The sequence below is a fragment of the Rhodopila sp. genome, from assembly GCF_965276935.1.
Taxonomy (GTDB): domain Bacteria; phylum Pseudomonadota; class Alphaproteobacteria; order Acetobacterales; family Acetobacteraceae; genus Rhodopila.
On record NZ_CBDIBS010000001.1, the window covers coordinates 216298 to 234392 of the forward strand.

At 66.6% G+C, this 18095-nt stretch carries 18 protein-coding genes; 9 read left to right on the forward strand and 9 right to left on the reverse strand.

Going from position 1 to position 18095, the window contains the following annotated elements; translation table 11 throughout:
• Positions 1-106: 106 nt before the first annotated feature.
• The 3 genes from ACQY4S_RS00965 to rfaD are packed head-to-tail and all read right to left on the reverse strand — an operon-like array spanning position 107 to position 2929.
• A complete protein-coding gene (locus ACQY4S_RS00965; RefSeq protein WP_428483302.1) occupies positions 107-1114 on the reverse strand; it encodes a class I SAM-dependent methyltransferase in 1008 nt (335 codons plus the stop codon).
• Positions 1111-1935 carry a prolipoprotein diacylglyceryl transferase gene (lgt, locus tag ACQY4S_RS00970; RefSeq protein WP_428483303.1) on the reverse strand — a complete coding sequence of 275 codons (825 nt, stop codon included), beginning with the start codon at positions 1933-1935 and terminating at the stop codon, positions 1111-1113. Before lgt ends, ACQY4S_RS00965 begins: the two co-directional genes overlap by 4 nt.
• A gap of 13 nt (positions 1936-1948) precedes the next feature.
• A complete protein-coding gene (gene rfaD, locus ACQY4S_RS00975; RefSeq protein WP_428483304.1) occupies positions 1949-2929 on the reverse strand; it encodes an ADP-glyceromanno-heptose 6-epimerase in 981 nt (326 codons plus the stop codon).
• Positions 2930-2990: 61 nt separating this feature from the next.
• Between rfaD and ACQY4S_RS00980 the strand changes: the two genes are divergently transcribed.
• From ACQY4S_RS00980 to ACQY4S_RS01000, 5 genes are all read left to right on the forward strand, one after another.
• Positions 2991-3302, forward strand: coding sequence for an accessory factor UbiK family protein (locus tag ACQY4S_RS00980; RefSeq protein ID WP_428483305.1), 312 nt, complete (start codon positions 2991-2993; stop codon positions 3300-3302).
• Positions 3303-3592: 290 nt separating this feature from the next.
• Positions 3593-4096, forward strand: coding sequence for a YbjN domain-containing protein (locus tag ACQY4S_RS00985; RefSeq protein ID WP_428483306.1), 504 nt, complete (start codon positions 3593-3595; stop codon positions 4094-4096).
• A gap of 229 nt (positions 4097-4325) precedes the next feature.
• Entirely contained in the window at positions 4326-5144 is an 819-nt protein-coding gene (gene proC, locus ACQY4S_RS00990; RefSeq protein WP_428483720.1) for a pyrroline-5-carboxylate reductase, read from the forward strand.
• 30 nt (positions 5145-5174) lie between these two features.
• Positions 5175-5903, forward strand: a complete 729-nt coding sequence (locus ACQY4S_RS00995) for a TetR family transcriptional regulator (RefSeq protein ID WP_428483307.1) — start codon at positions 5175-5177, stop codon at positions 5901-5903.
• A complete protein-coding gene (locus tag ACQY4S_RS01000) occupies positions 5896-6687 on the forward strand; it encodes an inositol monophosphatase family protein (RefSeq protein WP_428483308.1) in 792 nt (263 codons plus the stop codon). The genes ACQY4S_RS00995 and ACQY4S_RS01000 overlap by 8 nt, the downstream gene beginning before the upstream one ends.
• A gap of 187 nt (positions 6688-6874) precedes the next feature.
• Here the strand turns inward: ACQY4S_RS01000 and ACQY4S_RS01005 are convergent, their stop codons facing one another.
• On the reverse strand, positions 6875-8206 hold the full coding sequence (locus ACQY4S_RS01005; RefSeq protein ID WP_428483309.1) for an IS4 family transposase: 1332 nt from the start codon (positions 8204-8206) through the stop codon (positions 6875-6877).
• A gap of 297 nt (positions 8207-8503) precedes the next feature.
• On the opposite strand from ACQY4S_RS01005, the gene ACQY4S_RS01010 reads away from it, so the two are divergent.
• Complete coding sequence (locus ACQY4S_RS01010; protein WP_428483310.1) at positions 8504-9412, forward strand: PhzF family phenazine biosynthesis protein; 909 nt, start codon at positions 8504-8506, stop codon at positions 9410-9412.
• A 119-nt stretch (positions 9413-9531) separates the two neighbouring features.
• Here ACQY4S_RS01010 and ACQY4S_RS01015 read toward each other — a convergent pair whose 3' ends face one another.
• The 4 genes from ACQY4S_RS01015 to glmU all read right to left on the reverse strand — a co-directional run bounded on the left by ACQY4S_RS01015 (position 9532) and on the right by glmU (position 13526).
• A complete protein-coding gene (locus tag ACQY4S_RS01015; protein ID WP_428483311.1) occupies positions 9532-9921 on the reverse strand; it encodes a type II toxin-antitoxin system VapC family toxin in 390 nt (129 codons plus the stop codon).
• 8 nt (positions 9922-9929) lie between these two features.
• Positions 9930-10211 (reverse strand): type II toxin-antitoxin system Phd/YefM family antitoxin, encoded by a 282-nt coding sequence (locus tag ACQY4S_RS01020; protein WP_428483312.1) that lies wholly within the window; start codon positions 10209-10211, stop codon positions 9930-9932.
• 175 nt (positions 10212-10386) lie between these two features.
• Positions 10387-12210 carry a glutamine--fructose-6-phosphate transaminase (isomerizing) gene (glmS, locus tag ACQY4S_RS01025; protein ID WP_428483313.1) on the reverse strand — a complete coding sequence of 608 codons (1824 nt, stop codon included), beginning with the start codon at positions 12208-12210 and terminating at the stop codon, positions 10387-10389.
• Positions 12210-13526: a bifunctional UDP-N-acetylglucosamine diphosphorylase/glucosamine-1-phosphate N-acetyltransferase GlmU gene (gene glmU, locus ACQY4S_RS01030; RefSeq protein ID WP_428483314.1), complete on the reverse strand. Its 1317-nt coding sequence runs from the start codon at positions 13524-13526 to the stop codon at positions 12210-12212. The genes glmS and glmU overlap by 1 nt, the downstream gene beginning before the upstream one ends.
• 105 nt (positions 13527-13631) lie before the next feature.
• Here glmU and ACQY4S_RS01035 point away from each other — a divergent pair, with 105 nt between their 5' ends.
• Positions 13632-14309 carry an HAD family hydrolase gene (locus ACQY4S_RS01035; protein ID WP_428483315.1) on the forward strand — a complete coding sequence of 226 codons (678 nt, stop codon included), beginning with the start codon at positions 13632-13634 and terminating at the stop codon, positions 14307-14309.
• 351 nt (positions 14310-14660) lie between these two features.
• On the opposite strand, the gene ACQY4S_RS01040 is transcribed toward ACQY4S_RS01035, so the two are convergent.
• Complete coding sequence (locus ACQY4S_RS01040; RefSeq protein WP_428483316.1) at positions 14661-15242, reverse strand: TetR/AcrR family transcriptional regulator; 582 nt, start codon at positions 15240-15242, stop codon at positions 14661-14663.
• A 46-nt stretch (positions 15243-15288) separates the two neighbouring features.
• Here ACQY4S_RS01040 and ACQY4S_RS01045 point away from each other — a divergent pair, with 46 nt between their 5' ends.
• Together ACQY4S_RS01045 and ACQY4S_RS01050 are read left to right on the forward strand one after the other, a co-directional pair.
• A complete protein-coding gene (locus ACQY4S_RS01045; protein ID WP_428483317.1) occupies positions 15289-16332 on the forward strand; it encodes an SDR family oxidoreductase in 1044 nt (347 codons plus the stop codon).
• A gap of 387 nt (positions 16333-16719) precedes the next feature.
• Positions 16720-17937, forward strand: coding sequence for an NADP-dependent isocitrate dehydrogenase (locus ACQY4S_RS01050; protein ID WP_428483318.1), 1218 nt, complete (start codon positions 16720-16722; stop codon positions 17935-17937).
• Positions 17938-18095: the final 158 nt, after the last annotated feature.

The window sequence follows — 18095 nt, forward strand, 5'->3', positions numbered from 1 at the left end:
AGGGCAAAAGTCAAGGATACGGGGGCACTTGATTTATGTGGCGACGGTTTTCGCCAGTCCAATCCCCCAGGTGCTGCACCGATGGTAAATTCAGACGATCTTCAACTCAAGAAATTCCATCTGGCACCCCCGGCATACCCGGCAACGCCGGGCACCCTGCGAAAGCAACGACCATCACGTTGAACAGCTCTCCCATGGCCCGCGGTTCGGCTAGCCGCAGCGCGCCATCCCGCAGCGCCGCCGCCTGTTTTACCGGGCGTTCACGAGCCAGTACTTCCGTCCGCTTGAACAGCCCGAGTTCGGCCAGAAACGCCCCCTGCGTCACCGGCCCCTGCACCGAGGCCCCCGCCGCCCGCGCGACCAAGGCCAGATCGGCGAAATCCACATGCGCGGTCAGATCCGCGGTGCCCGGCGGTGACAGCGGATCAACCGGCCGCGCTTGCGCGATCGCCTGCAGGCTGACCCCGGCGGCGCTGCGTTCGGGCCCGTAATCCACCAACAACCCCACCCCCCTGTCCCGCCGCACCCGCTCGGCCACCGCCCCGACGAACGCCCGCGCCGCCTCGTTCACCTCGACGACCTGTCCGACGGCCGCTCGCCGCTCCGCCGGCACCGCGGTTCGGTCGGCCGGACGTTCCAGCCAGGCCCCGTCCAGCACGAACCGTTCCGTCCATCCGCCAGCCCGGCGGACGAACTGCCTGATCGGCAGCGCGTCCAGGAACTCGTTCGCCAGCAGGATCATCGGCCCCGTCGGCACCGAATCGAGCGAGTCGTGCCAGGTCGCCATCGGCACCCGCGCCGCCTGGGCCGCGCGCAGGCGCGCCGAGGTCTCGATCAGATGCACCCGCAGCGCGGTGGCGAACGCCGGCATCACGCTGCGCGCCGCGCGCAGGACATCCGCCATCAACGTGCCGCGGCCCGGCCCGGCCTCGACCAGCAGTACCGGGTCCGGGCGGCCCAGATGCTGCCAGTTGTACGCCGCCCACGCGCCAATCAGTTCGCCGAAGACCTGGCTGATCTCAGGCGACGTGGTGAAGTCGGCGAACGGGTCGTGCGTCGAATAGTAGATGGCGTTGGCCCGCGCCATGAAGTGGTCCAGCCGCTCTGCTGTCATGCGATCCGGCGAGTCCGCAGAATCAGCCACAGCCCGACCAGGAACATCGGCACCGACAGGACCTGTCCCATCGTCGTGCCGAACGGCAGGAAGCCCAGGAACGCATCAGGCTCGCGAAACAACTCGCCGGTGATCCGCGCGATGGCATAGCCGCACAGGAAAAACCCGGTCAGCATGCCGAAACGCGAGCGCAGGCGTTCCCGGCGCGAGAGCAGGAACATGACCAGGAACAGCAGCAAGCCTTCCAGCAACGCCTCGTAGATCTGGCTCGGATGCCGCGCCACACAGATGTCGGGAAAGCTGGGGCAGTCGGGTGCCCTGGGGAACTTCATCGCCCAGGGCAGCCAGTCCGGCGCGGGGCGTCCCCACAACTCGCCGTTGATGAAATTCGCCACGCGGCCAAGGCCCAGGCCGATCGGTGTGACGACAGCGATCCGGTCGGCGAAGCCCAGCAGCGGGATGCCGTTGCGGCGGCAGAACACGATGATCGCCGTGGCCACCCCCAGCATGCCGCCGTGGAAGCTCATGCCGCCTTGCCAGACCGCGAGGATCTGCAGCGGATGCGCCAGATAGACCGATGGCTGATAGAACAGCACGTAGCCAAGCCGTCCGCCCAGCACGACGCCCAGCACCGCCCAGGTCAGGAAGTCGTCAACCTGCAACGCTGTGGCGACAGCCGGCGGCAGCCGCGCCAGTCGGCGCACCAGCCGCCAGCCGACCAGCAGGCTGGCGATGTAGGCAAGGGCATACCAGCGGATGGCGAACGGTCCGACCTGGACAATGACCGGGTCGAACTGCGGAAACAGCAGGGCGGGGATCATGGCACGACCGGGATCACACGTACCGGTCAGGCGTTGCCAGATGTTCCTGCACGTAACGCCGGATACCTTCCTCCAGTGAGGTGAACTGGCCAGGATAGCCAGCGGCTCGCAGCCGTTTCATCGGCGCCTGGGTGAAGGACTGGTATTGTCCGCGAAGGCTGGCTGGCATGTCGATAAAGTCGACCGCACGCGGCCTGCCCACCGCGTCGGACACCGCGTGCGCCAAATCCAGGTAGGTGCGCGCCTGGCCGGTGCCCAGGTTGAACAGTCCGCTGACCGCGGGCGTGTCCATCAGCCACAGCATCACGTCGACCACGTCACCAACCCAGATGAAATCCCGCGCCTGTGCACCATCGGCCAATCCCGGCTGATCGGACTTGAACAGGCGTGCCGGTCCGCCAGCCGCGACCTCATCATATTTGACCTTCACGACCGAGACCATGCCACCCTTGTGGTATTCGTTCGGGCCATAGACATTGAAGAACTTCAGGCCGGCCCACTGCGGCGGATGCTCATGGCGGCTGGTCAGGTGCTTGGCGACCTGCATGTCGAACGCGTGCTTGGTCCAGCCATACAGGTTCAGCGGGCGTAGCTGCTCCAGCGCCGGGATCGACCCGTCGTCGTCAAAGCCCCGCGCCCCGTCGCCATAGGTCGCGGCGGACGAGGCGTAGATCATGCGCACGCCGCGCGCCGAACACCACTCCCAGATGCGGCGGCTTAATTCGACATTGGTCGCCCAGGTGTGATCGCCATCGGTCGCGGTGGTTTCGCTGACCGCGCCAAGATGGAACACCATCTCGAAGGATGGACGGCTTGCCAGGAAGGCGTCCAGCTCGGCCGGCGCCACGATGCGGGATGGCGGATGCTTGGCAAGATTGCGCCACTTGTTCCCGCTGCCCAGGCTATCCACCACGACGGTTTCGCACCCGCGTCGCGTCAGCGCCGCATGAAGATAAGAGCCGATGAAGCCAGCGCCGCCGGTAACAAGGATCATGGCGCCGCTATATACGTGGCATGATCCGGCTGAGGAAGCCGTATCACAGGAGCAAGCAGCAATGACCGATCGGCCAAAGTTTTTCGACGACCTCGCCGGTGTTGCCGGCGGTGCGATCTCCGCCATGGCGGGACTGCGGGAGGAGGCGGAGGCGATGCTCCGCGCGCGGCTCGATGACATGATCCAGCGCCTCGACCTGGTCCGGCGCGACGAGCTGGAGGCGGTGCAGGAACTCGCCGCCAACGCCCGCGCCGGACAGGAAGCGGCCGAGGCCACGGTGACGACGCTGGAAACCCGGCTTGCCGCGCTGGAGGCGAGGGTAGCCGTGCTGGAAGCGCCGGATGCGGATGCCGTCGTGCCGGATGAGCTTTAGAGCCTGATCGCCTGAGGCTGACCCGGTCAGAAGGCGTGAATCACGCGATCAAACAATGATTAAGGCGCGATCCGTGGGTCAACCTAAAACAATCGCGCTTAATCCACCTGTATTGTGGAGGCAAAGACACCTAAGCTTTTGGTGAAAAGTTAGCGATAGCCCTTGCGGGCGATGCGGACACATGAATAGGCTTCATCATGTGGCCAACTCCGGGCGAATCGCATTGCAGATTCATACCAATCCTGGGGGTGAAGGCCACGCTCGGCCTTCCTTTTGATGGGAGACCCCGCATGTCAGCAGCGCTGACCACGTCCAGTGACACCGCAGCCAACCCCCTCGATGTAATGGAGCAGATCGTCGCCGCGAATGAATGGGTGTTCGACCGCCGCAGCGATTCCGAAATGGCGGCGGAGGCACCGGGGCGCTGGTGCGACTACGGCCTGTTTTTCAACTGGTCGCACGAGATCAGCGTGATGCACTTCACCTGCGCCTTCGACCTGAAGGTGCCGGAAAAGCAGCGCGCCGCGCTGTACGAGCTGCTCGCCCTGGCGAACGAGAAGCTGTGGCTGGGCCATTTCGGCCTGGAGTCGGACGACGGGATGCCGGTGTTCCGTCATGCCGTGCTGCTGCGCGGCGCGCCAGGCGCGTCCGCCGAAAGCCTGGAGGATATGATCGACATCGCTTTGACCGAATGCGAGCGATTCTTTCCCGCCTTCCAGTTCGTGCTGTGGGGCGGCAAATCCCCGGCGGATGCCCTGGCCGCCGCCATGCTGGATTGCGTGGGGGAGGCATGAGGAAATCAGCCAGCGGCGGTGGGACCAGCAGGACCGGCCCGCCAGGTCCTCGCAGGCAAGTCACTGCTGCCTGGAAGCGGCGTTCATGCCCCACGTCATGGCCGGCGGAGGCCGCCCAGCCACGCCCGTGCCGGGTACGGCACCGCAAGGCGTCGGCGGCCAGGCCGCTGCCGGTCGTGACGCACGGTCCGATCCGGCTGTCTTCTTGTCGCTCCGCCAACTGGCTACCATGCTGAGCCCAGCCGGCTCCATCCCGCCGATCCTGCTGGTCGGCTGTGGCCGCATGGGCAGCGCGATGCTGGCGGGTTGGCGGGAGCAAGGTCTGGCGCCATCCTGCGCCGTCGATCCCGCCGCATCGGCCACGACGTCCGCCGGTCCCGACATGACCGTGGTGCCGGACGCCGCGGCACTTCCGGACCGCTTCGTTCCGGCCGCCGTCGTGCTGGCGGTAAAGCCGCAGAACGCCGCCGCCATCCTGCCGGCCTATGCACGCTTCGCCGGCCGAACAGTATTCCTGTCCATCATGGCGGGGCGTACAATCGCCGGGATTGGCGCGTTGCTGGGGCCCACGGCGGCGATCGTCCGCGCCATGCCGAACACCCCCGCCGCGGTACGCCAGGGAATTGCTGTCGCCTGCGCCGGCGAAGGCGTCAGCACCGCGCAACGCACGCTGTGCGACCGGCTGCTGCGCGCGATCGGCACCGTCGCCTGGGCGGAGCAGGAGGCGCTGCTCGATCCCGTCACCGCCGTCTCGGGCAGCGGACCCGCCTATGTCTTCCTGCTGGCGGAACTCATGCAGCAGGCGGCGATCGAGCAGGGCATCCCGCCCGACCTCGCCCGTCTGCTGGCGCGCCACACCGTGTCCGGCTCCGGTGCCTTGTTGGCGGCCAGCGCCGAGGACGCGGCGGATTTGCGCAAGGCGGTCACCAGTCCCGCTGGCACTACAGCCGCGGCGTTGTCGGTGCTGATGGCGCCGGACGCCTGGCCCGCCGCGCTGTCCCGCGCGATTGCCGCGGCAACCCGGCGCTCGCAAGAACTTGCCGGTTGAGCGAAGCGGCACACGTCCCATGTGTGCATCATGAGCGATACTGAATTCGACACCGCGCTGATTGCCGCGGCCTTCCGTCTGGCCGCCGAGGATGGCTGGCGGCACGTGACCGTTCCCGCCGCCTGCCGAGCGGCTGGTTTGCCGTTATCGGAAGCGCGGGCCCGCTTTCCCGGCCGGTCCACCATTCTGCTGCGCTTCGGGCGGCTTGCCGATCAGGCGGCGCTGACCGACGCCCCCTCCGAGGGGCCGGTGCGGGATCGTCTGTTCGATCTGCTGATGCGGCGATTCGATGCCCTGCAAACCCATCGTGACGGGATCAAGGCGCTGCTGCGCGCCCTGCCGACTGACCCCGCGACCACCTTGCTGCTGGCCGTCGCGACGCGCGACAGCATGCGCTGGATGCTCCAGGCCGCCGGCATCGACGCCACCGGGCCGCGCGGCGACCTGCAGGCGCAAGGTCTCGCGGCGGTGTGGCTGTGGTGCCTGCGCACCTGGGAGAAGGACGAGACGGACGACCTGTCCGGCACCATGTCGGCGCTGGACTCGGCCTTGGGTCGGGCGGAGCAGGTTGCCTCCTGGATGGGCGGCGGCACGTCGTCGGCGCCACCACCACCGCCCATGGCGGAGGGAGCCGGCGAGCTTGATCCCTCCGACCCGGCCTTTCCCGACCCGGATCCTCCGGGGCCGCCGGCCGGAACGCCGCCCGCGCCGCTCGATCCGACCCCGATGATCGAGCCGCCCGACGAACCGGATGCCTGATGCGGTCGGCGCGCGGCTCGACAGCGCGATCCGGCTCGCCGAACAGGCCGGCAAGATGGCCATGGCGATGCGGCCGCCGCCTGGGGCGGTACGCGGCAAGCTGAAAGCGCCACAGGACTGGGTGACCGAGGCGGACACCGCCATCGAGCGGTTTTTGTCCGAGCAGTTCGCCGCCGCCTTCCCGTCGGACGGGTTCCAGGGCGAGGAGGCGGGCGTCTCGCGCGGCGGCCGCCTGCGCTGGGTGGTCGATCCGATCGACGGCACCGCCAACTTCGCCCGCGGCGCGGCGCGCTTCTGCGTCTCGGTAGGCTGCCTGGAAGGAACCACGCCGCTGCTCGGCGTCGTCGTCGCGCCGGCGCTGCATGAGACGATCACCGCGCGGCGGGACGCCGGGGCCTGGCTCAACGGTCGGCCGCTCCATGCCGCCGATACGAAGGCCGTGGACCAGGCGATCATGGAAGTCGGCTGGTCCCGCCGCCGGCCAAACACCGCCTATCTTGAAGTGTGCGAGCGCGTGCTGCGGGATGGCGCCAGCCTGCGGCATGGCGGGTCCGGTAGCCTCGGACTGGTCGACGTCGCCGCCGGACGGCTGGATGGCTACGCGGAACTGCACATCAACCTGTGGGACGTGGCCGCCGCGCTGGTCATCCTGCGAGAGGCCGGGGCGCGGGTCAGTGACTTTCTGCGCGGCGACGGCGCGACGGCGGGCAATCCGATTGTCGCCTGTGCGCCGGGGCTGGCAAATGCGTGGTCGGATTTGCCGGGACTGCCAGCGGCGGTCTGACGGCGACCGGTTCCAATGGGGCCACGTGCGGTGCATTGCTAGAACAGTTTCCGATCAGGTTGCTCCGTTTTGACCCCGTCATGGCCGGGCTTGTTCCGGCCATCTTCGCACCAACGGCTGGGGGCGGATGGCCGGGACAAGCCCTACCGGATTCACACAACATGGAAACGATCTGGCGGCTGCTGCGTCAAGCATGGCCCGGCTGATGCCTTGCGATGTGGTATCCCATGAGCATTGCGTTAAAGCGGGCGAGGCCGGCATGAATGACAATGGGTCCCGGCTTGCCGTAGTAGCCGGTCCAGCCGCCGAGGCGTGCGCATACCCAGGTGGCGTAGGCCAGCGAGCCGGGGGGGTGCGGGTTTTTCTGCTTGGCGGTGTTGCCTTCGAGGGTGGTGCAAACGGCCTGCAACACGGGTTGATCGTCGGGGTCGAAAGCGTCGGTCAGCGGCCGAGCGGCGGTTCCGTCCCGGTCATGCACCATCTGCATGACCTTGACGGCGGCGATCAGGGTGGTGGCGACAAGGTTCTCGAAGGCCGCTTCGTCCTGCATTTCGACGGCCTCAATGTCGAAGCCCTGGGTTTTCATGACCCGGAACACCTGCTCGATGCTCCAGCGGCGGCGATAGAAGTCGATGATGCGTTGCGCCTCTGGCAGGGTTTGCACCGGGTGCGTTGTCAGCAGGCGCCAGTGCAGCGGCTTCACTCGCGGCGGTGCATTGACTTCCCGCGCCTCGACGTAGGTCAGGCTCAGTTTCGCCGGCAGCCGGGCGGCTTCCGCCGCGCGGTTGCGCTTTGGCCGGCGCAGCGTGACCGGGCAGGCAGACAGCACCACCTTGGCCTGGCGTTCGGCGCGGCCGGGGGCGGCTGGCACGTGCACCACGCTGCCGCCCAGTTCGCCCAGCGCGGTGGGGGCGGCATACAGCCGCGTCGCGTCGGCCAGCACGCGGTTGTGGTGGCAGCGGATCAGCAACTCCGTCGTCGGCGGGCGCAGCGCGAAGGCCTCGTAGAGGTCGCATTCGCGATCGGCCACCGTGGTGACGCAGGCCGCGCCAGCCGCCGACAGCCGCGCCGCCTCTTGCGTCGCCTCCAGCCAACGAGCGCTTTCCTTGTCGCCGAACGCTCGTTTGTTGCAATGCGCCGCCTGCTTGCCCCGGCGCAGCAGGAAGCTGGCCGCGACGACGCCCAGCAAGGTGCCGTCGTCGGCGTCCACGGCAATCGTCGGATGCAGGTAGTGGCCGCTGTCCTTGCCATCGTCGCGCAGGCTGGTGGTGTCCTGGATCGCCAGCACGTGCCGGCCGCCCACCAAGGCGGCGGTGTGCGTCCGCGCAGCCTCGATCATCTCATCGGGGGTCACGCGGGGGTTGTGCAGGAACCGCCTTATCCTCATCTCGCCGGCCCGGTCGCCGCCCAGCGCGCGCACCTGCACCCGCTTTTGGCCCATCCCACACAGCCGCTGTTGCATGTCCAGCCAAGCCGCTTCCAAACGACGATCACTGAACAGCGAGGGGTTGGCTGTCATGCCATGCTCCGCAATGCACTTCTCGATTTGAGGCAGATGACAAGCCCATACCGCACGGGGCCTAGCAAGGTCGTTCATAGGATGTGTGCATCGGGTAGGGACAAGCCCTGGCATGACGAATTGGCGCCCAAGGACATGACTTCTTCAACAATTTTTAAGTGACCGCTATCATGTTGCCTTCGCGCGCGACCGCTCCGACGCGCCCGCGCGCAGTTCGGTCAGCGCTTCAGGTTGCTGATATTCCCTCGCGCGGCGGCAGCCCCTGCGGCATGGTGCGGTTCGCTCAGGAGGTGTCCAATGCCCAAATATGACTTCGTCACGGTCGATGTCTTCACCGACCAGCGTTTCGGCGGCAATCCCTTGGCGGTCTTTCCCGACGCGGCCGGATTGACCGACCGGCAGATGCAATCGATCGCCGCGGAGTTCAATCTGTCGGAGACCACCTTCATCCTGCCACCGGCCGATCCCCGCAACCACGCCCACGTGCGCATCTTTACCCCAAGGGCGGAGTTGCCGTTCGCCGGCCATCCCAATGTCGGCACCGGCTATGTTCTCGCCTGCATGGCTGGCGATCCGCCCGAACACTACACCTTCGAGGAAGCCGCCGGCCTGGTCCGCGTGCATATCCTGCGCGACGCCGGTGGCGCGATCTCCGGCGCCCGCATCTCGGCGCCCCGTGCGCTGTCGCTGGACATTGCCGTGCCGATCGATCTGGTCGCCGCCTGCGCCGGACTGAATGAGGACGATATCGGCACCGGGGTGCATTACCCGATCGTCGCCTCGGTCGGCGCATCGTTCGTGATCGCCGAGGTCGCGTCGCTGGAGGCGCTGGCTCGGGCCCAGCCCGATCTGGCGGCGTTCCGCGACGGTGCGGCGCGGCTTGCAGCCCTGCCGGAGCACTTCGCCGTTCATCTATATACCCGACTTGGCGAGGATTTCCTCCACCTGCGCACCCGCATGTTCGCCCCTCTGCTCGGCGTCATGGAGGACCCGGCCACCGGTGCCGCCAACGCCGCACTGGCGGCCCTGCTGACCTCATTGGCACCGGGGGAGAATGTCGATCTGCACTACGACATCGAACAGGGCATGGAGATGGGACGGCCCAGCCACATCATCGCCTCCGCCCGCAAAACGGGTGAGGGGCCGGTGCTGGCGACGGTGGCAGGAAGCTGTGTCCCGGTGACCCGAGGGACCTTGGAGTTGTAAAGAGTGGTTCGAGCAGGTGGTATCACCGAAACGGTGAATCACGCGATCAATCTAACGGCTGGAGCAGGGTCCGTGAGCCAAGGCGAACGGACGACGCTCTAGCGGCGGCGCCCCAAGGATCAGAACCGGGACACCTCAAGCACGGCAACATCATAGCGCCGGATCGCGTCGTCGTGGGTGACCAATGTCAGGGTCTCGATCCGCGCCTGGGCAATCAGCATCCGGTCGAACGGATCGGCATGGTGGCGCGGCAGGCTGCCGGCGGCGATGCCATGGGCCGGCAGGATCGGCAGCATGTCGCAGCCCATGCGCTGCATGATCTCGTCAAAGCGCTCCAGCGGAAATGTCAGCCGCCCGCAGGCCTGTTTGATCGCGATTTCCCATGGCGTGGCGGCACTGACGATCACCTCGTTGTCGGGCGACGCCAGTGCCGCTAGAATCCGTCGATCAATCCGGGATGGCTCCGCGACCATCCATAAAAAGACATGCGTGTTGAGCAGCAGGTTCAAGATGCTGTTTACTTGAACGCCTGCAGGATCTCCTCAGGCAGCGGGTCATCGAAATCAGGGCCAATGGTGACCTGCCCCGCCAGAAGGCCGAGCGGACGCGGCGAGGTCCGCTTGGCCAGGGGCACCAGCCGCGCGAGGGCGCGACCGGCCTTGGCGATGATGATCTCCTCACCCTGGGCCGCGCGTTCGACCAGTTCCGACAGATGAGTCTTGGCTTCGTAGAGATTAATGGTGTTCATGGCCGTTCCTTGACCAACGTTGGTCAACCGATGGTCCACCTTGGCATCCACGTCAAGAACCTGAAATAATCCGCTCATTTTTCATGCCTCATCCAAGCTGATCGGTGATGTTGGCTTGTAGCCGTGAAGCAGTGGTTAATTGGCCTGAAAAGGAGCGCCGCAGGCAGAGCCATGTTACGGCGCAGGCGTCACCTGAAATCGCCGCTTACCGCGATCAATCAGCCTGCTACTCGACCGTCACCGACTTCGCCAGGTTCCGCGGCTGATCCACATCCGTGCCTTTAAGCACCGCGACATGGTACGCCAGCATCTGCACAGGGATCGCATACAGGATCGGCGCCACGAACGGATCGACCGCCGGCAGCACGACGGTTTCGGCGGCAATCCCCTTCAGCTTCGCCGCGCCGGCAGCATCGCTGAACACGATCACTTGGCCGCCGCGCGCCGCCGCTTCCTGCAGGTTTGATGCCGTCTTCTCGAACAGCGGCCCGGATGGCGCGATGGCGATCACCGGCACCGCCGGATCGATCAGCGCGATCGGGCCATGCTTCATCTCTCCGGCGGCGTAGCCCTCGGCGTGAATGTAGCTGATTTCCTTCAGCTTCAGCGCACCTTCCAGCGCGATCGGAAAGCAGTTGCCGCGGCCCAGGAACAGCACGTCCCGCGCCTGCGCCACCCGATGCGCCAGCGCCTGGATCGCCGCATCATTCTCCAGCACCTCCGCCGCTCGGCTTGGCACCTCCAACAACGCCGCCGTCATCGCCGCTTCGTGCTCCGCCGAGATCGCCCCTCTGGCGCGTCCGGCCGCGAGCGCCAGGCAGGCCAGCACGGAAAGCTGCGCGGTGAACGCCTTGGTGCTGGCAACCCCAATCTCCGGTCCGGCAACGGTTTCCAGCACCGCGTCGCTCTCACGCGCCATGCTGCTTTCGGCGACGTTCAGGATCGACAGCACCTGCTGCCCCTGTTCGCGCATGTAGCGCAACGCTGCCAGCGTATCCGCCGTCTCGCCCGATTGGGAAACCAGCAGCCCCAGCCCACCCTTCGGCAACGGCGGCGTGCGGTAACGGAATTCGCTGGCGACATCACCCTCGGTCGGAATGCGGGCGATCGCTTCGAACCACCAGCGGCCGACCAGGCCGGCGTAGAACGCACTGCCGCACGCGCTCATGGTGATCCGAGGCAATGTGGCGAAATCAATCCCCAGATCGGGCAGCGCGACCGCGCGGCTGCCCGGACTGACCATGCGATGCAGCGTGTCGCCGATCACCGCCGGATGCTCGTGCAGCTCCTTTTCCATAAAATGCCGGAAGTTGCCCTTGCCGATCGCGGCGCCGGTCATGCGGGTGAGTTTCACCTCCCGCTCGACCGGATGGCCGTCCATGTCGAAGAACCGCGCGCCCTGGCGATCGACCACCGTCCAGTCGCCATCGCGCAGATAGGCGATGCGGCGGGTCAGCGGCGCCAGCGCCGACGCGTCCGATCCGACGAACATCTCGTCCTCGCCGAAGCCCACCGCCAGCGGCGCGCCGTGCTGCGCGCCGATGATCAACTCGGGGTGGCCGGCGAAGATCATCGCCAGCGCATAGGCGCCTTCCAGCCGGCGCAATGCCGCCCCGGCCGCCTCAACCGGTGCCATGCCGTGCTTCAGATTGAGGTCCACAAGCTGCGCCACCGTCTCGGTATCGGTTTCGGTGCTAAATTCCTGACCCTGTGATTCCAGTTCGGAACGCAGTTCGGCGTGATTCTCGATGATGCCGTTATGCACCAGCGACACGCGCGCGGTGCCGTGCGGGTGGGCGTTGCTCTCGGTCGGCGCGCCATGCGTCGCCCAGCGGGTGTGACCGATGCCGATAAAGCCGGGCAGGGCGGTGCGCTCCAGGATGGAGGCCAGGTTGACCAGCTTTCCCTCCGCCCGCCGGCGCTCGATATGCCCGTTCACCAGCGTGGCGATGCCGGCGCTGTCGTAGCCGCGGTATTCCAGCCGGCACAACGCGTCCAACAGGATCGGGGCCGCGGGACGGGCGCCGATGACGCCGACAATGCCACACATCAGTGCTGTTCCTTCTTCGCGGCTGCCCGCATGATCCTGGCGCGCCCCGGCTTCTGCACCTGCCGTCCGCGCCCCAGGGCCAGCGCGTCGGGCTCGACCGTCTCCGTGATCACACTGCCGGCGGCGATGAACGCGCCATCGCCGACCGTGACCGGCGCCACCAGTGTGGTGTCGGAGCCAACGAAGACATCCGCACCGATCGTGGTGCGATGCTTGTAGGCGCCATCGTAGTTGCAGGTGATCGTGCCAGCGCCGATGTTAGTACCAGCACCGACGGCGGCATCGCCGATATAGCTCAAGTGACTGGCCTTCACCCCGGCGGCCAGGGTGGCGGCCTTGATCTCCACGAAGTTGCCGACATGCACGTTGTTTTCAAGGCTGGCGCCGGGCCGCAGCCGAGCGAACGGGCCGATGATGCTGCCGCGGCCGATCGTGGCACCTTCCAGATGGCTGAAGGCACGGATCAGCACGTCGGAGGCGACGCTCACGCCGGGGCCGAACACCACGTTCGGCTCGATCGTCACGTCCGGTGACAGACGCGTGTCGGCACACAGGAACACCGAGGACGGGTCGGTCATCGTCACCCCGGCGTCCATTGCCGCCTGGCGCAGCCATGACTGCAGCACGGCTTCCGCCTGCGCCAGTTCGGCGCGGCAGTTGACGCCAGCCAGTTCGTCCGCCGCGGCTTCGACCGCGATGACCGGAACACCGTCGGCGCGGGCGAGCGCCACGACGTCCGTCAGGTAATATTCCGCCTTCGCATTGTCGTTGCGAACCGCCCGCAGCCAGCATCGCATGTCAACCGCGGCGGCGCACAACACGCCGGCGTTGCACAGGCCGGCCGCGCGTTCGGCCGCGCTGGCGTCGGCGTATTCGACGATGCGCTCGACCAGGCCATCCGCACCGGTCAGCACCCGTCCGTAGCGCCCAGGGTCGGCAGGGCGGAACGCCAGCAGCGACAGTCCAGCGCCGGCGCGGCTGTCCAGCAGATGCCGCAGCGTGGCGGAACGGATCAGCGGATTATCGGCGTACAGTACGGCCACCTGGCCGCTGCCGAAATGATCCAGCGCCTGCATCGCCGCATGGGCGGTGCCCAGTCGAGCGTCCTGCACCACGCAGGTATGTGGCGCGGCTTCTTGCCGGACCGCATCCATCTCCGGGCCGAGCACGACAACGATGCGGTCGAACACGGTTTCGCAGCTCGCCAGCAGATGGCGCAGCATCGATCGCCCGGCCAGCCGGTGCAGGGTCTTCGGCCGAGACGACTTCATCCGTGTACCCAAACCGGCTGCCAAGATGATGGCGGTTGCGTGCATGCCTTGTTCCTGCTTCGCTCGGCGGACGGCCTAGCGGTCCGGCTGAACCTATGTCAAAGCTTTCCGTTATGCTACTGGTTCAATCACGTTTCGGAGTGCGATGGAGTGGCGCGAACCCTGCTGCTGGATCTGGATGGCACCCTGGTGGATACCGTTCCGGATATCGCGGCCGCGCTGAACCGGCTGATGCGGACGCGGGCGCTGCCGGCGTTCACGCCAGCGCAGGTCGCCGGCATGGTCGGCGACGGCGTGGCGGCATTGGTCGCGCGCGCTTTCGCCGCGCATGGACAACCCCAGGATGCGACGGCGCTGGCGGATTTCGCCGCCGACTACGGCACTCATGTGGCGGTGGAAAGCCGGCTCTACCCGAATGTCGAGCCGGTGTTGCGGGCGCTGGCGCGGGACGACTGGGCGCTCGCGGTCTGCACCAACAAGCCGGAGAGCGCGGCGCAGGCGCTTTTGGCGGCAATGGGTCTGCTGCCGCTGCTGCGCGCCGTCGCCGGCGGTGATAGCTGCGCGGTGCGCAAACCCGATCCGGCGCATCTTCTGGCGACGCTCGCACGCGTCGGCGGCAGCCCGGACCGTGCGATCATGCTGGGCGACCATCGCAATGATGTGCAGGCCGCGAGGGGCGCCGGCATGGCGTGCATTTTCGCCGCGTGGGGCTATGGACCGCCTGCCATGGCGGAGGGCAGTGCGGCCTGTGCGCATGACATCGCCGAGGCCGCCGCACTTGCCGGCCGGCTGCTGCCGCCGGTCGATCCGGTATCTGACAGCAATTAAACCGCGTCCGGTTTGGCAGCCATGGTCCCGCTTCTTCAACCAGGGACTCAATGGGCACCGGCGCCCCTGGCCGTTTTCAACCCAAGTCGATCGTATAAGCGGTGAGTCGCCGACTCCGGAAGCGATCATAGCTCCACGGCCCAGATGGCCGCCTTCGCGCCTATGTCGGTCGTTCCAGGCGACTTCGAGGCTCCCTCAAAGCGGACATGTTTGCCTTCGCCACGGTGGACCGGTTCAAATTCCGCAACGCTCGCTGCGGTGCGGGCCGCTACACATCAGCCGGTCGGGCGTTTCCAGCCATTAGATCGCGCCAGCTTCTCCTGGGTCACCTCTTGCTCTCGGGCCCAAGGTTCAGGTCTGACCCGCCGCGCGCGCTGCGACGCGCGCCAGGCGATCAACGATTGAACGGAATGCCTGCTCGGTGCGCGTCTCGTGCTTGAGGCTTGAACCGGCGGTCGCCAGGAACGCCGCGAAGCCGTCCGCACCGCCGAAGGCCGTCAGGTCCGCGCCCTGCTGCGCCGCCTCACGACCGCGTTTGGCGAGCAGCGCGGCGAACCGCGCATCGAGCCGGGCCACATGGGCGGCCGTCCGCTCGGCCTCGAGTTCCAGCAACTCCGCGCCGTGCGGCGTCGCATTGAGGATGTGAAAGAAGCCGAGATCCTTGGCGAGCAGGGTCGCGGCAATGTTCTCCGACAGTGACGCATCAGGAACCCAGGCCGCCTCCGCGCGGGCGAGCGCTTCATCAACCAACGACGACGCCAGTGCCTCGAACAGCGCGGGCTTGTCAGGAAAGCGGAGATAAAGCGTCGCCCGCGCAATCCCAGCCTCGCGCGCGATGTCGGCCATGCTTGTCCGCTGGAAGCCGTGACGGCCAAACAGCGTCAGCGCCGCGGCAAAAACACGTCTCAAGCCAGGATTAGACGGACTAGACATTCAATGTATAATATGTCTAAATCTGCATGCAGGCGAGGAGAGCGTCATGGTCGAGTCTGAACGTGTGCTGGTGACGGGTGGATCGGGGTACATCGCAAGCTTCTGCATTGCCCAGCTTCTTCAGGAAGGTTCACACGTTAGCACGACCGTCCGCAGCCTCACACGTGAGGCGGCGGTCCGCGCCGCGATCCGTAAGGTCGCAAGGACTGACGAAAGACTTAAGATCGTGGTCGCCGATCTCAACGCTGATGCCGGCTGGCGGGAGGCCTGTTCCGACTGCTCGGGCGTGCTGCACGTCGCATCACCCTTCCCGGCGCGCAATCCGAGGAATGACGAGGAACTGGTGCGGCCGGCCCGCGACGGCACACTGCGGGTGCTCAAGGCGGCCCGCGACGCCGGCGTGCGGCGGGTGGTGATGACCTCATCGACGGCTGCGGTGACCTACGGCCATGGCGGACGATCACAGCCGTTTACCGAGGCGGACTGGTCCGACCCGAGCAACCGCACCGACAGCTCCGCCTATGAGCGGTCCAAGATGATCGCGGAGCGCGCTGCCTGGGACTGGCACTCCCGCGAGGGCGGGGCGCTGGAACTCGTCACCGTCTGCCCCGGCGCGGTGATCGGTCCGGTGCTCGGCGGCGACTTCTCGGCCTCGCTCGACATCGTCAAGAAGCTGATGGACGGTTCGTTACCCGGCCTGCCAGCCTTCGGCTGGCCGCTCACCGATGTGCGCGACATCGCCGACTTGCATGTCCGGGCGCTACGCGCACCGGATGCCGCCGGGCAGCGCTTCATCGGAGCTGGACCATTCTACTGGATGGAGGACATCGCGCGGGTGCTGCGCGAACGCGTGCCCGAGATGGCGGGCAAGGTGCCCGCCCGCCGGTTGCCGAGTTGGCTCGTGCGGATGTCGGCGATGTTCGACCCGGCCGTGCGTGGCCGGCTGTTCGAGATCGATAAGGAACGGCCGGTCTCCGCCGAAAAGGCGAAGCGCGAACTCGGGTGGGCGCCGCGGAGCAACGACGACGCGATCATCGACACGGCGCGGAGCCTGCTGGCGGAAGGTATCGTCAAGCGCGTGGCGGCCTGACCAGCGATCTTGTCGCGCGGCCGCCGGGTCGTAACCCGATCAGATGTCACGTCACTCCGGTCAGCGTGCCCTCGACCACGGCCGAGTCATCAAGGCGGCACAGTTAACCTGGCTAGGACAAGCTGCGGACAGGCAGCTCTCCACGCAGACCAGACGGTACGAACCGGCCTGACTCCTTCCGGACGTCGGTCATTGATCACGTCAGGCAACGATAAAGGCGGGAAGCCAGAGAAACCGCTTTGGCAACCCTTTCAAAACTTATGTAGCAAGATGCTGGACGAACGGCCCGAGACAGCCGCTTGCCCTGACCGCCGCCCGGTGCGATGGTCCGGCGCATCAAAACAACCGGCGATCCGGCTTCGGCAGTCGGATGCCCAAGAGGACAGAATGGCGAAAATCAAGGTGAAGACCCCGGTCGTCGAACTCGACGGGGATGAGATGACCCGCATCATCTGGGGTTTCATCAAGGACAAGCTGATCCTGCCGTATCTGGATATCGACCTGAAATACTACGACCTCGGGATGGAGTACCGCGACCAGACCGACGATCAGGTCACCGTCGACGCCGCCCACGCCATCGCCCGGTATGGCGTCGGCGTCAAATGCGCCACCATCACCCCCGATGAGGCGCGGGTGAAGGAGTTCGGCCTGAAGCGCATGTATCGCAGCCCGAACGGCACGCTGCGCAACATCCTGGACGGCACGATCTTCCGCGAGCCGATCATCTGCGACAACGTCCCCCGCCTGGTGCCGCACTGGACCCAGCCGATCGTCATCGGCCGCCACGCCTACGGCGATGTCTACCGCGCCGTGGAGATGAAGGTCCCCGGGCCCGGCAAGGTCAGCATGACCTACCAGCCGGCCGATGGCGGACCGGCACAGACGCTGGAAGTCCAGGCGTTCGGCGAAGGCGGCGGCGTCGCCATGGGCATGCACAACACCCGCGTCTCGATCGAGGGCTTCGCCCGCGCCAGCTTTAACTACGCGCTGATGCGCGGCTGGCCGCTGTACTTCTCCACCAAGAACACCATCCTGAAGACCTATGACGGCTTCTTCATGGATATCTTCGCGACAATCTACCAGAACGAGTTCAAGGCCGAATTCGACAAGCGCGGCTTGACCTACGAACACCGGCTGATCGACGACATGGTCGCCTGCGCGCTGAAGTGGAACGGCGCCTATGTCTGGGCCTGCAAGAACTACGACGGCGACGTCCAGTCCGACACCGTGGCGCAGGGTTTCGGCTCGCTCGGGCTGATGACCTCGGTGCTGCTCAGCCCCGACGGCACCAAGGTGGAAGCGGAAGCCGCGCATGGCACAGTGACCCGCCACTACCGCCAGCACCAGCAGGGCAAGGAGACCTCGACCAACCCGATCGCCTCGATCTTCGCCTGGACCCGCGGCCTGATCCATCGCGGCCAGTTCGATGGCACGCCCGATGTGACCGGCTTCGCGGAGACGCTGGAGAAGGTGTGCATCGAAACAGTCGAGTCCGGCGCCATGACCCGCGACCTGGCGACCCTGATCAGCCCGGAGCAGCCTTGGCTGAACACCCAGGCATTCCTGGCGAAACTGGACGATAACCTGCAAAAGGCGATGAAGTAGCGGTCTTGCTCCCCCAAGGCCGAACACCGGTCATGTGCCGCAAGTGGCTGGGTTCGTCGTGGTTCCAACCGGTGCTGACCCGCAACCGCCTGTGAAGAGCTGAGGCAAAGCCGGTCACGAACGGCGGACGCCTGCCCATCCGGTCACGACAGGCGCAT